Below are 18,832 nucleotides of genomic sequence, written 5' to 3' on the forward strand. Positions count from 1 at the left end.
GAAGTACGCCGGCGGCATCCGTTCCTCGCCTCTGGCACTTTCTCGCCAGCCTGGTTATTGGAACTGAAGACGAATAAAGCACCATATGCTTTGTCACAAATGCCTTGACGTACTGGAAGTACGCCGGCGGCATCCGTTCCTCGCCTCTGGCACTTTCTCGCCAGCCTGGTGACTGGAACAAAAGACGAATAAAGCACCATATGCTTCGTCATAAATGCAAATCAATCCCCGTCGCGAAAGTGACGGGGATTTTTGTTGCCTAAATTTTTCTTAGCGACTGTTATATAAAAACGTTGACATAATAAAAGCGCAGAGCTTGTCAGTTTTTGGCTGCAATTCTCTGCGCTTTGTTTTTCTATTTCTTTATTTTTACATCTACCTCAAATAAACGCTTCCAGGGGAAGGAAAGTGAGAACTTAGTACCTTTGGTCAGCGGACAATCATTAACCATTCTTTGACAGTCTGCAGTAACCTGTTGCAGGATTACTTTTTCCTCTGTAGCAAGATCATATTTCAAATCCTCGCGGTTATGCTTTTCCAGCTCGTTTGAAATGCTGCGGCGGGCATTGCTCTGATAAAACCAATCGTCGATAAGGCGTTGGCGCAGCAGTCTGCTGCGTGCTTCGCTGCTCATATCGCGGGCGATAAGCCCTTGGGCGATGGCATAGCCTACGGCGTTGTCAGCTGTATTCCAACCATTGTAGGCTGCTAACGGCTGCAGGTTGATGCTGTTGGCCAGCAGGCTCATAAAGCCGTTGTCCGCACCGTTGGAATAGCTGATATCGGCCAGGGAAACGTTGCGTCCGGAACGGAGCAGCTGTCCCAGGATACCGACAAAGTTTTTATTGCCGGCAGATGCAAAGGGCTGGTTATCATCAGCGGTAGAATCCTTGACGATGCCGTCCTGCGGCGTATTGAGTGCTAAAATCAGATCGGCGTTATCTGCGGATGCTGCCTGCACTGCACCGGCAGCGATAATCTGCTGCGGTACGCTGTCCTGCAGCCGTGCGTCGCTGTACTGGGGCAGGGTGGAGGCACCGGCTCCTACGCTGTACAGGGGATAAACGGAAGGTTTAGTGCCGTTGGCCTCGTTGTAGGCACGGGCGATTAAAAGCAGGCCGAGCTGATCAACTCCGTCCAAAATCTGAAAGCAGTCTCTGCTCATATCAAAGGTACTGAGGCTGATTTTGCGTCCTTCCATGTGCGTAGCGGAAAGAGGAGCGTTATCATCCTTGCCGATGGCAAAATAATGAAATTTGCCGTTGCGGGCCATGCGTGTAAGCTCCTGGTTGACAAGCAGATTTTTTTCGCGTCGCTCCAGCCAGTCACCCAGCTCAGCTTTTTTCATGTTGCGCTCCAGTGCCTGCATCGTCAGCTTTTCCGCAGGCGACAGCTTGCCCTGGTCCTGCTTGTCTAAAAGCTGGCTGTAGGCAAAGATACTTGGGCCTATGGTGCTGTAGTAAGGCGGCTCTACACGTCCTCTGCTGGCGCGTGGGGTGCGCATAATCGTTGAAAAAGCATATAGCTTTATCGGCAGGGTAGTTTTCAGCTTGTAAAGATGATTAACGCGCTTTTGCAGCTCCTCCTGGCTTACGTTGTGTGTGCGCGAGCCGACAAGGCCGCCGTAAACAAGACTGTCGGTGCTGATAACTGCGGCATCGGCCTTGGGCGCCTTGTGTTCCAACCAGTCCCAGATAGCGTCGGGATTACCGTTTCTTTCGTTAGTGGCAATATATTTTTCGGGCGGCAGAATAATTTTGCAGTTTGCTGCCTCCATCGTTTGTTGTACATAAGTGGAGCAGACCGGTCTGTTGTCTAATGGTACATAAAGAATAGTCAGGCGTTTGGCCTGGACGGAACCCGGCATCAGTAAAGCAGCTGTGCAGATGGCTGCTGCCAGCTTATGGTGCCGAAATGTGAATTTTGCCATGCGTACGCCTCCTTGATTATTAACAGTTCTGAATATATACGTTTTATAAAGGTTAATATACATGCACAAAGGACTCGTTGTTTGGCATGTTTACAAGTAAAAGAATTTATTTTATTATTATACTATGAAATAAAAATTTTTTCCAGTGGAAGCTTGACAAGCATTGCCGGTGTGCTATAATAAACTGGTAAATGAAAATAGTAACAGTAATGCGAAGGAATTGCCGTCGTGGATGGTTCTACAGAAAATGCTGCCGTGGCTGAGAGCAGCAGGAAGGAAACGAAGGGCGCACCGCCTTCAAACTGACTGCGGAACGCGCAAGCAAGTATGCCAGTCCGTATTACCGGCGTTAACGGTACCGAGAGGGCTTAATATATAAGTCAATCAGGGTGGAACCGCGGAAAACTCCGTCCCTTTTTGCAGAGGGATTGGGGTTATTTTTATTTTTAATAAAAATAATAGGCGGGTAAGCTGAGGTTTCGGAAGGCTTAAGAAAAATATTGCGTGTTACTGCGTAATTTAGAGGAGGATAATTATGGCTGATATCAAGATTACTTTGAAAGATGGCAGCGTCAAGGAATTTGCTGCCGGCACAACTTTGCTGGACATTGCCAAGAGTATTTCCCAAAAGCTGGGTAAACAGGCTCTGCTGGCTGTTGTTGACGGTGTCAACAAGGATTTGAGCGATAAGCTGGAGCATGATGCAGCAGTAGAATTTGTTACACCGGATACTCCGGAGGGTCTGCATGCAATCCGTCATACTGCTGCACACGTTATGGCTCAGGCTATTCAGCATTTGTTCCCGGATGTTAAATTTGCTATCGGTCCTGCTATTGCCAACGGCTTCTACTATGATTTGGACAGCGAGCATACCTTTACTCCGGAGGACTTGCAGGCTATCGAAAAGGAAATGGCAAAAATTGTTAAACAGAATATTCCTCTGCAGCGTGCAGAACTGCCGCGCAGTGAAGCTCTGGCAATGTTTGCTGCTAAAGATGAAAAATATAAGGTTGAGCTGATTAATGACCTGCCTGAGGATGCGATCATCAGCACCTATACCCAAGGTGATTTCACTGACCTCTGTGCCGGTCCTCACTGCCCGTCTACCGGCAGAGTAAAAGCATTTAAACTGCAGAGTATTGCAGGTGCTTACTGGCGCGGTAACGAAAAGAACAAAATGCTGCAGCGCATTTATGGTACTGCATTCCCCAGCAAGGAAGAGCTTGATGCTTATCTGCATATGCTGGAAGAAGCTGCTAAACGTGACCATCGTAAGCTGGGCAAGGAGCTGGATTTGTTTGCTATTATGGATGAAGGCCCCGGCTTCCCGTTCTTCCTGCCGAACGGCATGGTTATCCGTAACGAGTTGATTAACTACTGGCGTCAGGTTCATCGCCGTTATGGTTATGAAGAAATCAAAACCCCGATGATTCTGTCCCGTAAGCTTTGGGAAACCTCCGGTCACTGGGATCATTACAAAGAAAACATGTACTTTACTCAGATTGATGAGCAGGATTATGCTATTAAACCGATGAACTGTCCTGGTGGTATGCTGGTTTACAAGCTGCATCCGCATTCCTATAAGGAACTGCCTATCCGTGCCGGTGAACTTGGTCTTGTACACCGTCATGAGCTCAGCGGTGCTCTGCACGGACTGTTTCGTGTACGTTGCTTTACTCAGGATGATGCGCATATCTTTATGATGCCCAGCCAGATTCGTAGCGAGATTAAGAATGTAATCAGTTTGTTTGACGAGGTTTATGCAACCTTCGGTCTGAAATATCATGCAGAACTGTCTACTCGTCCGGAAAATTCCATGGGCGATGACGCTACCTGGGAGCTGGCAACCCAAGGTCTGAGAGATGCGTTGGAGGATTGCGGTCTTGATTACGTAGTCAACGAAGGTGACGGTGCTTTCTATGGTCCTAAGATTGACTTCCATCTGACCGACTCCATCGGCCGTACCTGGCAGTGTGGTACTATCCAATTGGATATGCAGCTGCCGGAACGTTTTGAACTGACCTATACCGGTGAGGACGGCCTGAAGCATCGTCCTGTTATGATTCACCGCGTTGTGTATGGTTCTATTGAACGCTTTATTGGTATTCTGATTGAAAACTATGCCGGTGCTTTCCCGGCTTGGCTGGCTCCTTGCCAAGTTCGCATTCTGCCGATTACCGACAAGCATGTTGAATATGCTAAAAAGCTGGCTGACAAGATGTTTGATCTTGGCTTGCGTGTACACCTTGATGATCGCAATGAGAAGCTTGGTTATAAGATTCGTGAAGCACAGGTACAGAAGGTTCCTTACACCTTGGTCGTTGGTGACAAGGAAATGGAAGAAGGCACTGTAAATGTACGCCGTCGTGGTGAAGGCGATATCGGTGCTATGCCTCAGGATGAATTTATCTCCATGCTGCAAGAAGAAATTAAAGAGAAAAAATAAGCTGACGGCGTAGCCGACAGCTGAAGAAAACTGCCCCACTTACAAGCGGGGCAGTTTTTTGTCTTGCTTTAAAAGAAGTACAAAGTAAAATTCTATTCTGTTTTTACGCCTGTATGCGTCCATACCTGCAGTTCTACCTCAAATATTCTGGCCCAAGGGAGCTTAGCGCCGACGCTGAGGTCGCGCAGATAATAGCTTTGTCCGTTTTGCTGATAAAAGGGTGTGCGTCCCAAATTATCGTGCAGCAGCTTATATGCCTGCAGGCTGAGCTTTCCCTGGATATATTGCTCTGTTGCCGTTTTATCTTCGCTGTCCAGCTCTACGGGATTTATACCAAAGGCTTCCAATTTTTGTCGCAGTTGGGGATGCACCAGCTTTTGGTAATAGTAATCCTCGAGGATACGCTCGGCGGTAAAGTTCAGGTTGGCAGCGTAGAGTGCTGCCAGCTGGTCCGCAGCTGCGCCTGCTGCCTGCAGCTGGCGCAGGCGGCCGCAGAAGATCAGTCCCTGCGCTAAGGCGGTGCCTGAAGAATTGCTGAAGGTGTTCCAGGCGGCGTAGGCAGCGAGCTTATTGACTTGCACGTTGTTTGCCAAAAGCTGGGGCAGCAGCAGCTCTTCTGCTTCAAAATTGGCGCTGCTGTCGACTAGTGCAACCTTATAGCCTTGGTCCAGCATTTGCCGTAGCTCCTGTACCTGCTTGGCAGACGGACGGAAATCGTCGTTACCGCAGTTAACATAGCAGATGAGGTCTGCAGTAGCGGGCGTAGTAACCTCAGTTGCGCCAAGCAGCTGCAGCTGGTTGCGCAACGCTGCACCGACGCAGACTGCCATGTAGGGCATATCTGCACCTTCCGCTTCAGGAGAAGCGTAATGCAGGTAAACCCTGGGCTGCCAGCCGCTTTGCTGCAGATAGTATCGCGTGAGCAGCAGGGTGGCGATTTCATCTGCGCCGTAGGTGAGCTGTGCCTGCTTTTGTTTTTGCTGGGCAGCGATGCTGCTTTGCAGCTTTACAGCACTGGCGTGCGGCAGTCCGATGGGCGAAGCATCGTCCTGACCGAAGGTTATCTGTCTGTCATCTGTGGCAAGCTTAAGCAGGCCCAGGTTAAAGCGGTCGCTTTGCTGATAACGGCTGCGGTATTTATCCAAAACCTTGGCCGGGATTTTTGCTTCTGTGCGGCGCAGCTCCTGCGTCATGGCGAAGCTGCCGGTGATGCGCACCATATCGGCAAGCTGGGAATAACGCATCAGCTGGTATTGGTACCAGCGGTCGGGCAAAAGCTGGTCGCTGACGAGCAAGCGCGGAATGACGGAAAAAATTGCCTGCCGCTTTGTCGCCGACAGCTCTTGCAGATGCTTGAGCAGCTCATCTTCCTCAGACGGAGTGGCGGTGTTCATGCGGGCGGCCAGCAGGCCGCCATGTAGCAGATTATCGGCAGAAATGATGCTGTAATCGCATAATAGCTGATTTGTCTGCAACCATTGGAAAAGTTTTTGTCTGTCAGAGGGCGTCTGGTAGTTGTCAAGATAGCTTTTTGGCGGTAAAATTACATTTAGGCCTGCAAGCGTACCCAGTTTTTGTACCATGGTGCTGCAAACAGGGCGGCTGTCGAGCGGCAGCAGCAGGACGCTTTGCGTTGGCGTCGGTTGCGCCAGTTGGAGCGGAGTGCTTGAGGGCAGCGACAGGCGTAAGCAGATGCCTGATATCAGCAGTATGGAGCAAATTGTTAAGATTATTTTGCTTGAATTGCGCATAAGGGTGTCCTTTGAAAGAAAATGTAGAGAATGTTTAAGATTAATTTCCCCCCTTTCCGTCAGCTCATTACATTCGCTGACACCTTCCCCGATGGGGCAGGCGAGAAAGTGATTGCGAAAGGGGGCGAAATGCCATCTCACCACAATTATAACATAGAGGAGCAGTATATGAGAATAATTACCGGCAAGGCCCGTGGCCTGCAGCTGACTGTACCGAAAACCTATGATGTACGGCCGACTGCAGACAGAGTTAAGGAATCCGTTTTTAATATTATAGGCAGTAAAATTATTGGTGCCACAGTGCTGGACCTGTTTGCAGGTACAGGCAACCTGGGGCTGGAAAGCTGGAGCCGTGGCGCTGCAGCTGTTACATTTATTGATGCCAGCAAGGAATCTTTGCGCCTGGTGCGCAGCAATATTACCAAGTGTCGCGCAGAGGCTGACTGCAGAGTGCTGCAGGGCAGTGCTCCTGCTGTTGCAGAAAGGCTGGCGGCAGCAGGGGAGCGGTTTGATTTTGCTTTTTGCGATCCTCCGTATAACAAGGGCTGGATAGAGCAGATTATTGCGCTTTTGGGCAGACGCTCCTTTTTGCGTCCCGGTGGCTATCTGGTAGTAGAGCGCAGCGCACATAATGCGTTGCCGGAGCTGCCTGTAGGTTGTGAGCTGGTGCGTAGCAGCCGCTATGGCGAAACGTTGGTAGATTTTATTTGTTATAATCCTTTGTAATTATAATATTTTTGGGAAATAAAAAGGATTATCAGCTTTTATGTCGAATAAAAGACAAGATATATAATAGGGTTTTCTTTGATCGGGTTCCGGTTAAGAATAGATTAGGAGGTCTGGCTATGCGCAGAGCAGTTTGTCCAGGAAGCTTTGATCCTGTTACCAAGGGTCATATTGATATTTTTGAAAGAGCAAGTGCGATGTTTGATGAGCTGATTATCAGCGTTTTTCATAATCCTGGTAAGGATAAGGCAATGTTTTCTATGGAAGAGCGTGTGGAAATGCTTAAGGATGCAACTAAGCATATTCCTAACGTAAGAGTAACCTGCTTTTCAGGCTTGTTGAATGAATTCTGTAAAAAGGAAGAGGCTCCTTTTATTGTCAGAGGTCTGCGCGCTTTTACTGATTTTGAATACGAATTTCAAAGAGCGCTGCTGCTGAAAAAAATTGATAATGATTTGGAAACAGTTTTCATCATGACTAATGCAAAATATTCCTTCGTCAGCTCTTCCGGTGTACGTGAGCTGGCAACCTTCGGCGGTCAATTAAAGGATTTAGTGCCTGAATGCATCGAAGAACGCATCCGTAAGCATGTTTACCAAAAGTTTGAATAGATTAGAGTGGGGATGATAACATGATTGAACGCAACAAAACTAATGTAGCACTCGATGGACTTTTTGACGAATTTCTTGATTTGGTTTCTAATGCAAGACGTGTTCCTTTGATGGATAAGATTATGCTTGATGAAAACGATTTGCTGAATATTATTGATGATCTCAAGGAGGCAATTCCGCGCGAAATCAAAAGTGCCAACCAGGTGCTGGAGGAGCAGAAGAATATTGTCGATAAGGCCTATGCTGATGCCGACCGTATTGTGCAACAGGCTAAGGAAGAGGCAGAGCGTATTGTAAGTGTTGCTCAGGCTGAGGCTGATGCCAAGGTACAGCAGGAGGAGATTGTTAAGCAGGCTAATGCTGTAGCAGAGGATGTTAAGGCTAATGCACTGCGCTATCAGGAGGAAACCAAGCTTGCTGCTGATGAGTATGCTTTACAGGTTAAGCAGTCTTCCCTGAAGTATGCTGATGATATGCTTGAGTTTTTGAGCGGTAATCTGACCAGTGCTTTGGGCGGACTTAAAGAAAACATCCAAAGTGTTAAGGAAGAAATGAATAACATACAGCATCCGCAGGCACCGGTAGAGGCGCCGGAGCCGGAAGCTGCTGAAGAAGAATAAGAAATAAGTGCATTATAAAAGCTGTAACGAGGCATCACATGTGTGATGCTGACGTTACAGCTTTTTGTTGTTTAAGCAGTATTTTAGTTGTTTGACAGCGATGTTTAGCTTTGGCTGCGGACGTAGATGGGTGATTGGTAAAAATCGTTGCCGCTGCGGTTAAGTGCGGTGTTATGCTGCAGTAGGGACCATGTGTCGGTAGCAGCTATTTCCAATGCTAATTGCGTTTGGTAGGCAGCGTTATCAATATTTAAGGCGTTTTGACCTAACTTAGTGATGAGTGGCAGGCTGGCGCTTTTCTTCATCTGGTGCAGCAGCTGACGGCCGTTGTCATTAAAGGCCAGCACGCGCAGGTAGGCAGGCTCCTGCTGCTGCCATACTGCTTTGGACTGGTCCAGCAATATTTGCAGCAGCAGTCGGCGGATGCGGCTGGCTGTGTAGCGCTTGCTGCTGCAGGCAGCGAGCGCTGCCTGCAGGCAAGCGCAGTCGCCAGCCTTGCTGAGCAGGTTCTCCAGGCCTTCACAGGCCTCGCAGCGCTCAGCCAACTGAGACGGCGTAAGCAGCCGCAGGCGATATTTCAGCAGCTGCCATAAAAGCTGTGCGTCGTAGCCGCCCCTGGTAAGTGCTATATGCGTGTAGGCAGGCGTGGCCTGCTGCCAGCTGCCATTGCCGAGCGCCAAAGCCTGGCGAATCGCGCTGGCGCTGGCTATACTGCTGCTGATGGCGGTGGAGTTATAGCCTTCGTCTGTACGCTGCAGGTAAAGCGGTTTGATGCTTGCAGCAGTCTGCAGCAGGGCCTTGGTATATTCCAGCGCCAAAATGTCGTTGGGAGAGCGGAAGGCGGTGTGTGCGCCTAAAATTTTTTCCCAGGCCTGTGCATAGCTGCTGCCGCTTTGCAGCAGCTCACGCAGCCTTGCCTGCGCTTCAGCGCTGCAGGCAAGGCGTGCTGCGGCCACGAAATCACTTTGCGGGTGTTCTGTACCGCAGGCAAGCGTATTGACGCAGCCAGTGGCTGCCAGAAGCTCTATAGCGCCCCTGGCAAAGAATTCGGCACTGCGCAGCGTAAAGGCGCAGCCAAGCTCCAGCACCAGATCAGCACCGCCCTGTACAGCAAAGGCGGCGCGCTGCCATTTGCTTAAAATGGCAGGCTCGCCGCGCTGCATAAAGCTGCCACTCATTACGACGATGACTGGCTGCTGCGTCAAACGCTTCGTTTCCTGTATATGATAAAGATGACCGTTATGAAAGGGATTATATTCGGCAATGATGCCTGTAGCCTGCATGATTTTTACCTCGCAATATCTTATCTCTATGAATATTATTATAACATAGGCTTGGAATTGAGAAAATATTTCTGTTCAATTAGCTACGAATAGTGTATACTAATAATATATTGGTATTTATGACTAGAATTAAATTTGGCGTTGACCGGGAGGTTTATTGTGATTGTTTTCGTAGTAAATTGTGGCAGCTCCTCCATCAAGTATCAACTGATAAACATGGAAGGCGAGCATGTCATGGCCAAAGGCCTGATTGAACGCATCGGTATGGAAGGCTCCACACTGAAGCATACGCCAGCAGGCAAATACACAATTGATATAAAAGAGGAAATTCCTGACCATAAGGTTGGTATCCGCTTGGCGATTAAAGCGCTGACGAGCAAGGAATATGGCGTTATCAAGGATATGTCCGAGATTGATGCTGTAGGCCATCGTGTTGTGCATGGCGGTGAGCGCTTTACTGACAGCGTGCTGATTACCAGTGATGTGTTGCACGGTATTGAGGCTTGCTGTGAAATTGCACCTCTGCATAATCCGCCTAACCTGTACGGCATTAACGCTTGTATGGAGATTATGCGCGGAACACCGCAGGTTGCTGTGTTTGATACAGCCTTTCATCAGACAATGCCTAAGGTTGCCTATCTTTACGGCCTGCCCTATGAAATGTATGTCAAATATGGCGTGCGCCGTTACGGCTTCCATGGCACTTCGCACAAATATGTGGCGCTGCGTGCTGCAGAGCTGATGCACGAGCATATGAATGATTTGCGTATTATTACTTGCCACCTTGGCAATGGTGCCAGCATTGCAGCAATTAAATACGGCAAATCCATTGATACAAGCATGGGCTACACACCGCTTGAAGGCCTGATTATGGGCACCCGCAGCGGCGAGATTGACCCGGCGATTATTCCCTTCCTGATGGAAAAGGAAAATATGAATGCGCAGCAGATAGATGATTATCTGAACCGCCGCAGTGGTATTCTGGGCATCAGCGGTCTGTCCAGTGACTTCCGTGACCTGGAAAGCGCTGCGAACCGTGGTGATGACCGCAGCCAGCTGGCGATAGACGTTTTTGCCTACAAGGTAAAAAAATATATCGGCGGTTATGTAGCAGCAATGGGCGGCGTGGATGCGATTGTCTTTACTGCAGGCCTGGGAGAAAATTCTCCCTTTATGCGCGACAAAATCTGCAACGGCCTGGAATATCTGGGCACGCGCGTTGATCCGGAACTGAACCAGGTGCGCGGCAAGGAGCGCGAAATCAGCGTGCGTCGTGCGCGTGTCAAGATTTTCGTCATCCCGACAAATGAGGAGCTGGTTATTGCCCGCGATACCTATAACATCTGTCGCAGAATCATCAAGCTGTAGTCGTTTGCCTGAGGCTATAGTAACTGATAATAGTTTTAAAGCATTTTTACTTGACAAAGAGCGGTAATACCGCTATAATTGTAACGATTGGTGAAATATGATTAAAATAAATGTCGCAGAAATCAAGAAAAGACTAGTCGGTGAAAAAACTCTTGCTTATGAGCTTTCGCCTGCTGAGCTGGAAATTGCAGCTGAAGAGCTTGCTGTTGACGGCACAGTAAATTTAGAAGGCACCATGAGCAACGCTGGTGATGTATTATTACTGCAGGCTGTAATGACTGCTAAGGTACGACGTACCTGCAGCCGTTGTCTGAAGGGTTTTACAGGTAAAACCAGGGCAGAGGTTGTCGAGAAGTTTTATCCGGCAAGTGCTGAACATATTGAAAATGATGCTTTTGTCTACGATTCGGACGTTATTGATATAACGGAACCGCTTCGTGAAGGGCTGCTGCTTGCAGAGCCCATGCAGGCTCTGTGTAAGCCAGACTGCCGGGGACTTTGTCCCGTTTGTGGCGCTGATCTTAATGATGGTGACTGCGGATGCGACAGGTTCACTGTAGATCCGAGGCTGGCGGCATTGAAGCAATTCATCAAAAATTAAATTCACTTCATAGCACTGAGGAGGTGTATTGAGAAATGGCAGTACCTAAGAGAAAAATGTCCAAAGCCCGTCGTGACAGACGTCGTGCTAACTGGAAACTGAGCGTTCCTGGCATGGTTGAATGCCCGCAATGTCATGAAATGAAAATGCCGCATCGCGTTTGCCCTGAATGCGGTTACTACAATGGCAAACAAGTCATTGCTAAAGCTGAATAATTTTAAGCTGTTGATAAGGCCTTCGGAAGTAATTCCGGAGGCTTTTTACATGATATGCTGAAGCTTATCGTTTAAGCAGCACTTAATTGTGTAATTAAAAAAATCGCTGAAATATAAGAGATGTTACAATTTTTTTGCTAAAAAACCCTTGCCAAAAACGTGCTATGCTTTTATAATAAAAACAGATATTATGAGCTGGTACTAAAAAGCAGGTGATGGAATGACTTCTTCTAAAAAATTAATACGTCACAGAAGCTTGAAGAAGCTGCTTAGGGATAATCCCTTCAGCACTGATGAGCAACTGGCAAAGATGCTGGATGTCAGCGTACAGACTATACGTCTGGACCGTGTTGCTCTGGGAATTCCTGAGCTGCGTGCCAGAACTCGTACTATGGCCGAAGAAGCTCAGACCAAGCTGCGTGCCATTGATAAAAAGGATATCGTGGGCGAGCTGCTGGATCTGGAGCTGAACAAAATCGGTATTTCCACGCTGAAGATTACACCTGATATGGTGCTTGAGCGTACCGGGATTGCCCGCGGTTATTATATGTTTGCTATGGCCAATACTTTGGCTTTGGCAGTTGTAGATGCGGAATATGCGCTGACTGCTGTAGGCAATGTCAAGTATAAGCTGCCTGTCAATGCAGGTGCTGTGCTTGTAGCCCGTGCAGTAGTTACACACCGCCGCATGGATAAATATTATATTTTTGTTTCCGTGAAAAACAATAACGAAGAGGTTTTTCGCGCTAAGTTCATTATTGTTTCTTTGGATAACAGAACTAAGCATGAGGGGGAGCAGGAAGCATGAAAATCGCCGTAGATGTTATGGGTACCGATTATGGTCCCAAAGAGCTTGTTTTAGGTGCAGTCAACGCTGTTAAAGAGTATGGCTGCGAAACTGTTTTGGTTGGCGATGAAAAAATAATCCGTGAGCTGCTGGTAAAATACGGTGCGGATAAAAATCCGAAGATTACTATTCATCATGCCAGCGAGGTAATTGCGATGGACGAGCATCCTGCGATTGCGGTTAAGTCCAAAAAGGACGCTTCTATCGTAGTTGCGGCAGGATTGCTGAGAAACAAGGAATGTGATGCCCTTGTTTCCTCCGGCAGCACTGGTGCTGCTGTCGCTTCAGCGCTTTTTTGCGTAGGCCGCATCAGGGGCGTGGAACGACCTGCTATTGCAACGCCGATTCCCAGCCTGAAGGGTACTACTGTAGTGCTTGACAGCGGCGCCAAGGTAGACGCCAAGCCTGAGCATATGGTACAGAGTGCTATCATGGGTACGGTGTACGCAGAAAAAATTTTAAAAATTTCTCAGCCGAAGGTAGGACTTTTGAACATCGGTGAAGAAGAAACTAAGGGTAACGAGCAAGCATTGGCAACCTACCCGCTTTTAAAGGATACTCGGACGATAAACTTTATCGGCAACGTTGAAGGTCGTGACATCAACAAAGGCACGGTAGATGTAGTTGTCTGCGACGGCTTCGTCGGCAATGTCGTGCTGAAGTTCGGTGAAGGTCTGGCGAAGGCTATTATGACGCTGATCAAGGAAGCAATTATGAACGGCGGCATTCTGGCAAAGCTGGGCGGACTTTTAATCAAGCCTGCACTGAAGGGCCTGAAGAAACGTCTTGACCCTGCTGAATACGGCGGTGCCCTGCTGTTAGGTATCCGCGCACCGTTTATTATCTGCCATGGCAGCTCCAAGGCTAAAGCAATCACTAATGCTATTCACGTAGCTATGGACTTTGCCGAGCAGGATGTTGTAAGTATCATCAAAGATAAGATTGCGGAATCAAAAGAAATGAGGAATTAGATAAATGACAAGAGCTGTTGGTATTTTAGGTTTAGGACATTATGTTCCTGAGAAGATTATCACTAATACAGACATGGAGAAAATCGTTGAGACCAGTGACGAGTGGATTACTGAGCGCACCGGCATCAAGCAGCGTCACATCGCTGCTCCGGAAGAAGCAACCTCTGATCTGGCGTACAATGCTGCTGTAGAAGCACTGAAGGACGCTGGTGTTGCTCCGGAAGAGCTGGACCTCGTTATCGTAGGTACTGCTTCCAGCGATTACATTTTCCCGTCTACTGCCTGCCTGGTACAGGCTCGTCTGGGCGCAAAAAATGCAGCTGCCTTTGACCTGGCTGCAGGCTGCAGCGGCTTTGTTTACAGCCTTGCTGTAGCAAGCCAGATGGTTAAGAGCGGTCTGTATAACAAGATTCTGATTATCGGTGCGGAAACTCTGAGCCGTATTATGAACTGGACAGATCGTAACACCTGCGTTCTCTTCGGTGATGGCGCCGGTGCTGCTGTAGTTGGCGAGGTTGAAGAAGGCTACGGTGTACTGGGCATTGACATGGGTGCCGACGGCAACGGCGGCAAGTTCCTGCTGCAACCGGCAGGCGGCAGCCGTAATCCGGCAAGCGAAGAAACCGTTGCTGCCAAAGACCACACCATTCATATGAACGGTCAGGAAGTATTCAAATTCGCTATTCAGATTATGGGCAAGACTGCAAAGCGTGCTCTGGCTAAGGCGAATATGAAGCCGGAAGAGTTGGATATGCTGTTCCCGCATCAGGCTAACTACCGTATCATCACTTCCGCTGCTAAGCGTCTGAAGATGCCGATGGATAAGGTTTGGGTAAACGTAGACAAATACGCCAATACTTCCGCTGCATCTATTCCTATCGCTCTGTGCGAGGCTCAAAAGGCTGGCGCCCTGAAAAAAGGCGACAACATTATTCTTGATGGCTTTGGCGCAGGTTTGACCTGGGCAGCTATTGTCCTCAAGTGGAGTAAATAATCCAAACATTTTTCGTTTGTCTTAATAGTATTTGATTTTTGTCGAAAGTGAGGTAATTTACACGATGAGTAAAATCGCATTCGTATTCCCCGGCCAAGGTTCTCAGACCGTTGGCATGTGCAAAGCTTTTTATGATGAATATCCTGTTGTAAAACAGATTTTTGAAGAGGCTGATGACGCTCTTGGCTATTCCATCAGCAAAATGTGCTTCGAAGGTCCTGCTGAAGACCTGAAGCTGACCGCTAACACCCAACCTGCTATTCTGACTGCCAGCACTGCTTGTGCAGCAGTTCTGAAGGAGCATGGCGTAAGCTGCGATATCGCTGCTGGCCACAGCCTGGGCGAATACAGCGCACTGGTAAACACCGGCGCTCTGAAATTTGCTGACGCTGTACGCATTGTTAACAAACGCGGACAATTCATGCAAGAGGCTGTTCCTGTAGGCGAAGGCAGCATGGCTGCTATCCTCGGTCTGGACAGCGACAAAATCGTAGAAATCTGCCGCAGCGTAGAAGCTGAATCCGGCGAAGCAGTGCAAGCAGTAAACTTCAACTGCCCCGGTCAGGTTGTTATCGCAGGTGCAGTTAATCCTGTAAATAAAGCTATCGAAGCTCTTAAGGCTGCCGGTGCAAAACGCGCAGTGCTGCTGCCAGTAAGCGCTCCTTTCCACAGCACTCTGATGCAGCCCGCTGCAGCCCGCCTGGCTGAGGTTCTGGCTCCGATTGAAATCAAAGATATCACTATTCCTGTTGTTGCTAACGTAACCGCTCAGGAGGTTACCAGCGGCGAAGAAATCAAAAAGCTGCTCGTTAAGCAAGCTGCTATGCCTGTTCTCTGGGAAACCAGCGTACGCAACATGGTTGCAGGCGGCGTAGACATTTTTGTTGAGGTTGGCCCGGGCAAGGTTCTGACCGGCTTCACCAAGAAGATTGCTAAAGGCATGATGGCTCTCAACGTTGAAGACGCTGCCAGCCTGGAAAAAACCTTAGCTGAGCTGAATAAATAATTCACCAGGCTAAACTGTCAGCTTCGCAATTCCCCTAAACGTACATGCAGTATGTATTTGTGAAGACTAAATGACAGATGATGAATTGAAGGATAAGGAGAACTTACAATGAAGTTAGAAGGTAAAAAAGCTCTCGTAACTGGTGCTTCACGTGGCATTGGCCGTGCAATCGCACTGGCTCTCGCTGCAGAAGGTGCTGACGTGGTTGTAAACTACGCAGGCAGTGAAGCTGCTGCTAAAGAGGTTGCTGCAGAAATCGAAGCTATGGGCCGCAAGGCTTTCGTAGTGCAGGCAGACATTTCCTCCAACGAAGCTGCTACTGCTATGGTAGATGAAGTTGTTAAAGAATTCGGCCGCATTGATATCCTCGTAAACAACGCAGGCATTACCCGTGATGGTCTGCTGATGCGTATGAAAGAAGAGGATTGGGACGCAGTTCTGACCACTAACCTGAAGGGTGTGTTCAACTGCACCAAGGCCGCTGTCAAATACATGATGAAACAAAAAGCCGGCAAAATTGTCAGCATCAGCTCTGTCGTTGGTCTGATGGGTAATGCTGGCCAGGCTAACTACGCTGCTGCTAAGGCCGGCGTAATCGGTTTTACTAAATCCGTTGCTAAGGAAGTTGCTGCTCGCGGCATTAACGTGAACGCTGTTGCTCCCGGCTTTATTAAAACGGATATGACAAGTGTACTTTCCGACAAAGTTGTTGAAGGTATGCTGACTTCTATACCCTTACACAAACTGGGTGAAACTACTGATATTGCCAAGGCTGTTGTCTTCCTTGTGAGCGATGACGCCAATTATATTACCGGACAGACTTTACATGTTGACGGTGGTATGGTAATGTAATAGGGGGCCCATTTGGGAGACCTGCAACTTTACCTATTGGAAGGAGGTGAATCGTAATGAGCACTTTCGAAAAAGTAAGAGACATCACTGTTGAACAACTGAGCGTTGACGCTGACGAAGTAAAGATGGAATCCGCTTTCATCGATGATCTCGGCGCTGACTCCCTCGATATCGTTGAGCTGATCATGGCTTTCGAAGAGGAATTCGGTGTTGAAATCCCTGATGAAAAAGCTGAAAAAATCCGCACTGTAGCTGACGCTGTTAAACTGCTGGATGAAGAAAAATAATGCTTTACCTGCTTATGTTTAGGGAACCCCTTGAGGGTTCCCGGACACAAGCTACTCTACTTTAGTCCTGAAATGGGGGATATTTGTTGAAACTACCAGTGCTGAAAATCGGTAAACTTGTTGCTGAAGTACCGATTGTACAAGGAGGCATGGCTATCAGGCTGTCTACAGCCCGTTTGGCAGCTGCTGTAGCTAAAGAAGGCGGTATAGGACTTATCGCAGCGTCCGGCATGAGCTTTGACGAACTGCGTACAGAAATACGTCTGGCAAGAAAACTTACCGGCGGCAAGGGCATTATCGGTATTAATGCAATGTTTGCGGCAAGAGAGTTTTTAGGTCTGATCACTACCGCTGCACAAGAGAAAATAGATTTAATCGTAGCCGGCGCCGGTTTTTCAAGAGATATTTTTGCCGTCGGACGTAAATATGGTGTCGAAGTAGTACCAATTGTTTCTTCTGTAAAACTGGCTAAGATTTCTGAGAAGCTGGGAGCTTCTGCTATCGTTGTCGAAGGCACCGAAGCAGGCGGTCACCTGGGAACCCAGCAATCTATTAAAGAGATACTTCCGGAGATTGTTAAATCCGTTAATATACCTGTTATTGCTGCCGGCGGCGCTGTCTGCGGCAGTGATGTTGCCGAGCTTCTGAAGCTGGGCGCGAGCGGTGTGCAGATGGGCAGCAGATTTGCTGCCAGTGAGGAATCCAACGGCGCACCTGCTTTAAAAGAATTCTATCTTAAAATGACTAAAGAAGATGTTGTGCAGATTGACAGCCCTGTAGGCTATAAGGGACGCGCTATCCGCAATCCCTTTGCACAGTTATCTTTAGATAATAAAGCTCCTAAACCCACCACCTGCGATTTGTGCTTAAAGCATTGCACCCACAGCTTCTGCATTATCAGAGCGCTGACACGTGCACAGCAGGGTGACGTAGAAACCGGTCTTGTTTTCACCGGTGCCAATATGTGGAAAATCAAGGAAATTCTGCCTGTAAAAGAAATCTTCAGGCGCATAAAGGATGAAATTTCAAAAATTTGATTACGAGGTGAACTATTTTGAGTAAAAGAAGAGTTGTAGTAACTGGCGTTGGCCCTGTAACTCCTATCGGTATCGGCAAAGATACCTTCTGGAATAACCTGGTTGCCGGTAAATCCGGTATCGGCCCTATCACTCAGTTTGACACTACTGATTTCACAGTAAAGATTGCTGGTGAGGTTAAGGATTTTGATTACACTGCTTTCATTGATAAAAAAGAAGGCAAGCGTATGGACCGTGTAACCCACTTTGCAGTTGCTGCTGCTAAGCTGGCAATCGAAGACGCTAAGCTGGATATGAGCAAGGAAAATCCTCTGCGTTGCGGCGTTTGCGTTGGCAGCGGTATCGGCGGCATCCACACCTTCTTGGAGCAATCCCTGAAGCTGGGTTCTAAAGGCCCGTCCAAAATCAGCCCGTTCTTCATTCCGATGGAAATCCCGAACATGTCTGCAGGCCAGATTGCTATTGCAACCGGTCTGAAAGGTCCTAATACCGCTATCGTAACTGCATGTGCTACCGGCACCAACTGCATCGGCGACGCTCTGCGCACCATTCAATACGGTGATGCTGACGTAATGCTGGCAGGCGGCACCGAAGCAGCAGTTTCTCCGATTGCTATCGCAGGCTTTGCTAACATGAAGGCTCTGTCTACCAACAACGAAAACCCTGAAGCAGCATCTTGTCCGTTCGATAAAAAGCGTGATGGCTTTGTAATGGGCGAAGGCGCTGGCGTTTTGGTTCTCGAAGAACTGGAGCATGCTAAGGCTCGTGGCGCACACATCTACGCTGAGCTGGCTGGCTTTGCTATGAACTGCGACGCATACCACATCACCGCTCCGGACCCGACCGGCGAAACTCCGGCTGCCTGCATTGCTGCAGCAGTTGCTGACGCTGGTGTAAAACCGGAAGAGGTTGACTATATCAATGCTCATGGTACTTCTACCCATCGTAATGACCTGGGCGAAACCATTGCCTTCAAGAAGGTATTTGGCGAGCATGCTTACGAACTGTGCATCAGCTCCAACAAATCCATGATTGGCCATCTGCTGGGCGCTGCTGGCGGCGTAGAAGCTATTGCTACCGTTATGACTATCGAAAACGATATCATTCCGCCGACCATCAACTACAAGGATAAGGATCTGGACGATCCGGAAGGTCCGCTGGATCTGGATTATGTACCGAACGAAGCTCGTAAGAAAGTTGTTAATGTTGCACTGAGCGACAACCTGGGCTTTGGCGGTCATAACGCTTCTATCGTATTCAAAAAATACGTTGATTAATAAGCAGGAT

The 18,832-nt window shown here is 48.4% G+C and carries 18 protein-coding genes; 15 read left to right on the top strand and 3 right to left on the bottom strand.

Translation table 11 applies throughout. The features are described from left to right. Positions 1 to 355: 355 nt before the first annotated feature. A complete protein-coding gene (locus Q0612_RS04435; protein ID WP_298881239.1) occupies positions 356 to 1,930 on the bottom strand; it encodes a DUF4127 family protein in 1,575 nt (524 codons plus the stop codon). Positions 1,931 to 2,465: 535 nt separating this feature from the next. Between Q0612_RS04435 and thrS the strand changes: the two genes are divergently transcribed. Beyond that, positions 2,466 to 4,376: a threonine--tRNA ligase gene (thrS, locus tag Q0612_RS04440; protein ID WP_293808027.1), complete on the top strand. Its 1,911-nt coding sequence runs from the start codon at positions 2,466 to 2,468 to the stop codon at positions 4,374 to 4,376. Positions 4,377 to 4,468: 92 nt separating this feature from the next. On the opposite strand, the gene Q0612_RS04445 is transcribed toward thrS, so the two are convergent. Then, positions 4,469 to 6,127 carry a DUF4127 family protein gene (locus Q0612_RS04445; protein ID WP_298881246.1) on the bottom strand — a complete coding sequence of 553 codons (1,659 nt, stop codon included), beginning with the start codon at positions 6,125 to 6,127 and terminating at the stop codon, positions 4,469 to 4,471. Between the two features lie 168 nt (positions 6,128 to 6,295). On the opposite strand from Q0612_RS04445, the gene rsmD reads away from it, so the two are divergent. The 3 genes from rsmD (at position 6,296) to Q0612_RS04460 (ending at position 8,084) form a co-directional block, all read left to right on the top strand. Continuing rightward, positions 6,296 to 6,853, top strand: a complete 558-nt coding sequence (rsmD, locus tag Q0612_RS04450; RefSeq protein ID WP_298881250.1) for a 16S rRNA (guanine(966)-N(2))-methyltransferase RsmD — start codon at positions 6,296 to 6,298, stop codon at positions 6,851 to 6,853. Positions 6,854 to 6,972: 119 nt separating this feature from the next. Next, a complete protein-coding gene (coaD, locus tag Q0612_RS04455) occupies positions 6,973 to 7,464 on the top strand; it encodes a pantetheine-phosphate adenylyltransferase (protein ID WP_298881252.1) in 492 nt (163 codons plus the stop codon). Between the two features lie 20 nt (positions 7,465 to 7,484). Further along, the gene (locus tag Q0612_RS04460) at positions 7,485 to 8,084 is read left to right on the top strand and encodes a hypothetical protein (protein ID WP_298881255.1); all 600 of its coding nucleotides are present in this window, start codon (positions 7,485 to 7,487) and stop codon (positions 8,082 to 8,084) included. A 104-nt stretch (positions 8,085 to 8,188) separates the two neighbouring features. Here Q0612_RS04460 and Q0612_RS04465 read toward each other — a convergent pair whose 3' ends face one another. Then, the gene (locus Q0612_RS04465) at positions 8,189 to 9,367 is read right to left on the bottom strand and encodes a nucleotidyltransferase family protein (protein WP_298881258.1); all 1,179 of its coding nucleotides are present in this window, start codon (positions 9,365 to 9,367) and stop codon (positions 8,189 to 8,191) included. 159 nt (positions 9,368 to 9,526) lie between these two features. Between Q0612_RS04465 and Q0612_RS04470 the strand changes: the two genes are divergently transcribed. From Q0612_RS04470 to fabF, 11 genes are all read left to right on the top strand, one after another. Continuing rightward, positions 9,527 to 10,735, top strand: coding sequence for an acetate/propionate family kinase (locus Q0612_RS04470; protein ID WP_021720066.1), 1,209 nt, complete (start codon positions 9,527 to 9,529; stop codon positions 10,733 to 10,735). A 97-nt stretch (positions 10,736 to 10,832) separates the two neighbouring features. Further along, entirely contained in the window at positions 10,833 to 11,336 is a 504-nt protein-coding gene (locus Q0612_RS04475; protein WP_293827586.1) for a DUF177 domain-containing protein, read from the top strand. A 35-nt stretch (positions 11,337 to 11,371) separates the two neighbouring features. Next, positions 11,372 to 11,551 carry a 50S ribosomal protein L32 gene (rpmF, locus tag Q0612_RS04480; protein ID WP_021720064.1) on the top strand — a complete coding sequence of 60 codons (180 nt, stop codon included), beginning with the start codon at positions 11,372 to 11,374 and terminating at the stop codon, positions 11,549 to 11,551. Between the two features lie 220 nt (positions 11,552 to 11,771). Then, positions 11,772 to 12,359 (top strand): transcription factor FapR, encoded by a 588-nt coding sequence (gene fapR, locus Q0612_RS04485; RefSeq protein WP_210684007.1) that lies wholly within the window; start codon positions 11,772 to 11,774, stop codon positions 12,357 to 12,359. After that, a complete protein-coding gene (plsX, locus tag Q0612_RS04490) occupies positions 12,356 to 13,369 on the top strand; it encodes a phosphate acyltransferase PlsX (protein WP_210684008.1) in 1,014 nt (337 codons plus the stop codon). The genes fapR and plsX overlap by 4 nt, the downstream gene beginning before the upstream one ends. A 4-nt stretch (positions 13,370 to 13,373) precedes the next feature. Further along, the gene (locus Q0612_RS04495) at positions 13,374 to 14,363 is read left to right on the top strand and encodes a beta-ketoacyl-ACP synthase III (protein ID WP_249747838.1); all 990 of its coding nucleotides are present in this window, start codon (positions 13,374 to 13,376) and stop codon (positions 14,361 to 14,363) included. A gap of 64 nt (positions 14,364 to 14,427) precedes the next feature. Then, positions 14,428 to 15,369: an ACP S-malonyltransferase gene (gene fabD / locus Q0612_RS04500; RefSeq protein ID WP_293827576.1), complete on the top strand. Its 942-nt coding sequence runs from the start codon at positions 14,428 to 14,430 to the stop codon at positions 15,367 to 15,369. Between the two features lie 108 nt (positions 15,370 to 15,477). Next, entirely contained in the window at positions 15,478 to 16,221 is a 744-nt protein-coding gene (fabG, locus tag Q0612_RS04505; RefSeq protein ID WP_021720058.1) for a 3-oxoacyl-[acyl-carrier-protein] reductase, read from the top strand. Between the two features lie 56 nt (positions 16,222 to 16,277). Then, positions 16,278 to 16,508, top strand: a complete 231-nt coding sequence (locus tag Q0612_RS04510) for an acyl carrier protein (protein WP_021720057.1) — start codon at positions 16,278 to 16,280, stop codon at positions 16,506 to 16,508. Between the two features lie 86 nt (positions 16,509 to 16,594). Next, positions 16,595 to 17,545, top strand: coding sequence for a nitronate monooxygenase family protein (locus Q0612_RS04515; RefSeq protein ID WP_021720056.1), 951 nt, complete (start codon positions 16,595 to 16,597; stop codon positions 17,543 to 17,545). Positions 17,546 to 17,562: 17 nt separating this feature from the next. Beyond that, on the top strand, positions 17,563 to 18,822 hold the full coding sequence (gene fabF / locus Q0612_RS04520) for a beta-ketoacyl-ACP synthase II (protein ID WP_293390382.1): 1,260 nt from the start codon (positions 17,563 to 17,565) through the stop codon (positions 18,820 to 18,822). Positions 18,823 to 18,832: the final 10 nt, after the last annotated feature.

The organism is uncultured Phascolarctobacterium sp., assembly GCF_937920985.1.
Lineage (GTDB): Bacteria > Bacillota > Negativicutes > Acidaminococcales > Acidaminococcaceae > Phascolarctobacterium_A.

Excerpts from the sequence above, each read along its gene's own strand:
- Q0612_RS04460 (WP_298881255.1), top strand. The coding sequence starts at position 7,485 with ATGATTGAACGCAACAAAACTAATGTAGCACTCGATGGACTTTTTGAC.
- rpmF (WP_021720064.1), top strand. The coding sequence starts at position 11,372 with ATGGCAGTACCTAAGAGAAAAATGTCCAAAGCCCGTCGTGACAGACGT.
- coaD (WP_298881252.1), top strand. The coding sequence starts at position 6,973 with ATGCGCAGAGCAGTTTGTCCAGGAAGCTTTGATCCTGTTACCAAGGGT.
- Q0612_RS04435 (WP_298881239.1), bottom strand. The coding sequence starts at position 1,930 with ATGGCAAAATTCACATTTCGGCACCATAAGCTGGCAGCAGCCATCTGC.
- plsX (WP_210684008.1), top strand. The coding sequence starts at position 12,356 with ATGAAAATCGCCGTAGATGTTATGGGTACCGATTATGGTCCCAAAGAG.
- thrS (WP_293808027.1), top strand. The coding sequence starts at position 2,466 with ATGGCTGATATCAAGATTACTTTGAAAGATGGCAGCGTCAAGGAATTT.
- fabD (WP_293827576.1), top strand. The coding sequence starts at position 14,428 with ATGAGTAAAATCGCATTCGTATTCCCCGGCCAAGGTTCTCAGACCGTT.
- Q0612_RS04475 (WP_293827586.1), top strand. The coding sequence starts at position 10,833 with ATGATTAAAATAAATGTCGCAGAAATCAAGAAAAGACTAGTCGGTGAA.
- Q0612_RS04510 (WP_021720057.1), top strand. The coding sequence starts at position 16,278 with ATGAGCACTTTCGAAAAAGTAAGAGACATCACTGTTGAACAACTGAGC.
- Q0612_RS04495 (WP_249747838.1), top strand. The coding sequence starts at position 13,374 with ATGACAAGAGCTGTTGGTATTTTAGGTTTAGGACATTATGTTCCTGAG.
- Q0612_RS04465 (WP_298881258.1), bottom strand. The coding sequence starts at position 9,367 with ATGCAGGCTACAGGCATCATTGCCGAATATAATCCCTTTCATAACGGT.
- fabG (WP_021720058.1), top strand. The coding sequence starts at position 15,478 with ATGAAGTTAGAAGGTAAAAAAGCTCTCGTAACTGGTGCTTCACGTGGC.
- Q0612_RS04445 (WP_298881246.1), bottom strand. The coding sequence starts at position 6,127 with ATGCGCAATTCAAGCAAAATAATCTTAACAATTTGCTCCATACTGCTG.
- rsmD (WP_298881250.1), top strand. The coding sequence starts at position 6,296 with ATGAGAATAATTACCGGCAAGGCCCGTGGCCTGCAGCTGACTGTACCG.
- fapR (WP_210684007.1), top strand. The coding sequence starts at position 11,772 with ATGACTTCTTCTAAAAAATTAATACGTCACAGAAGCTTGAAGAAGCTG.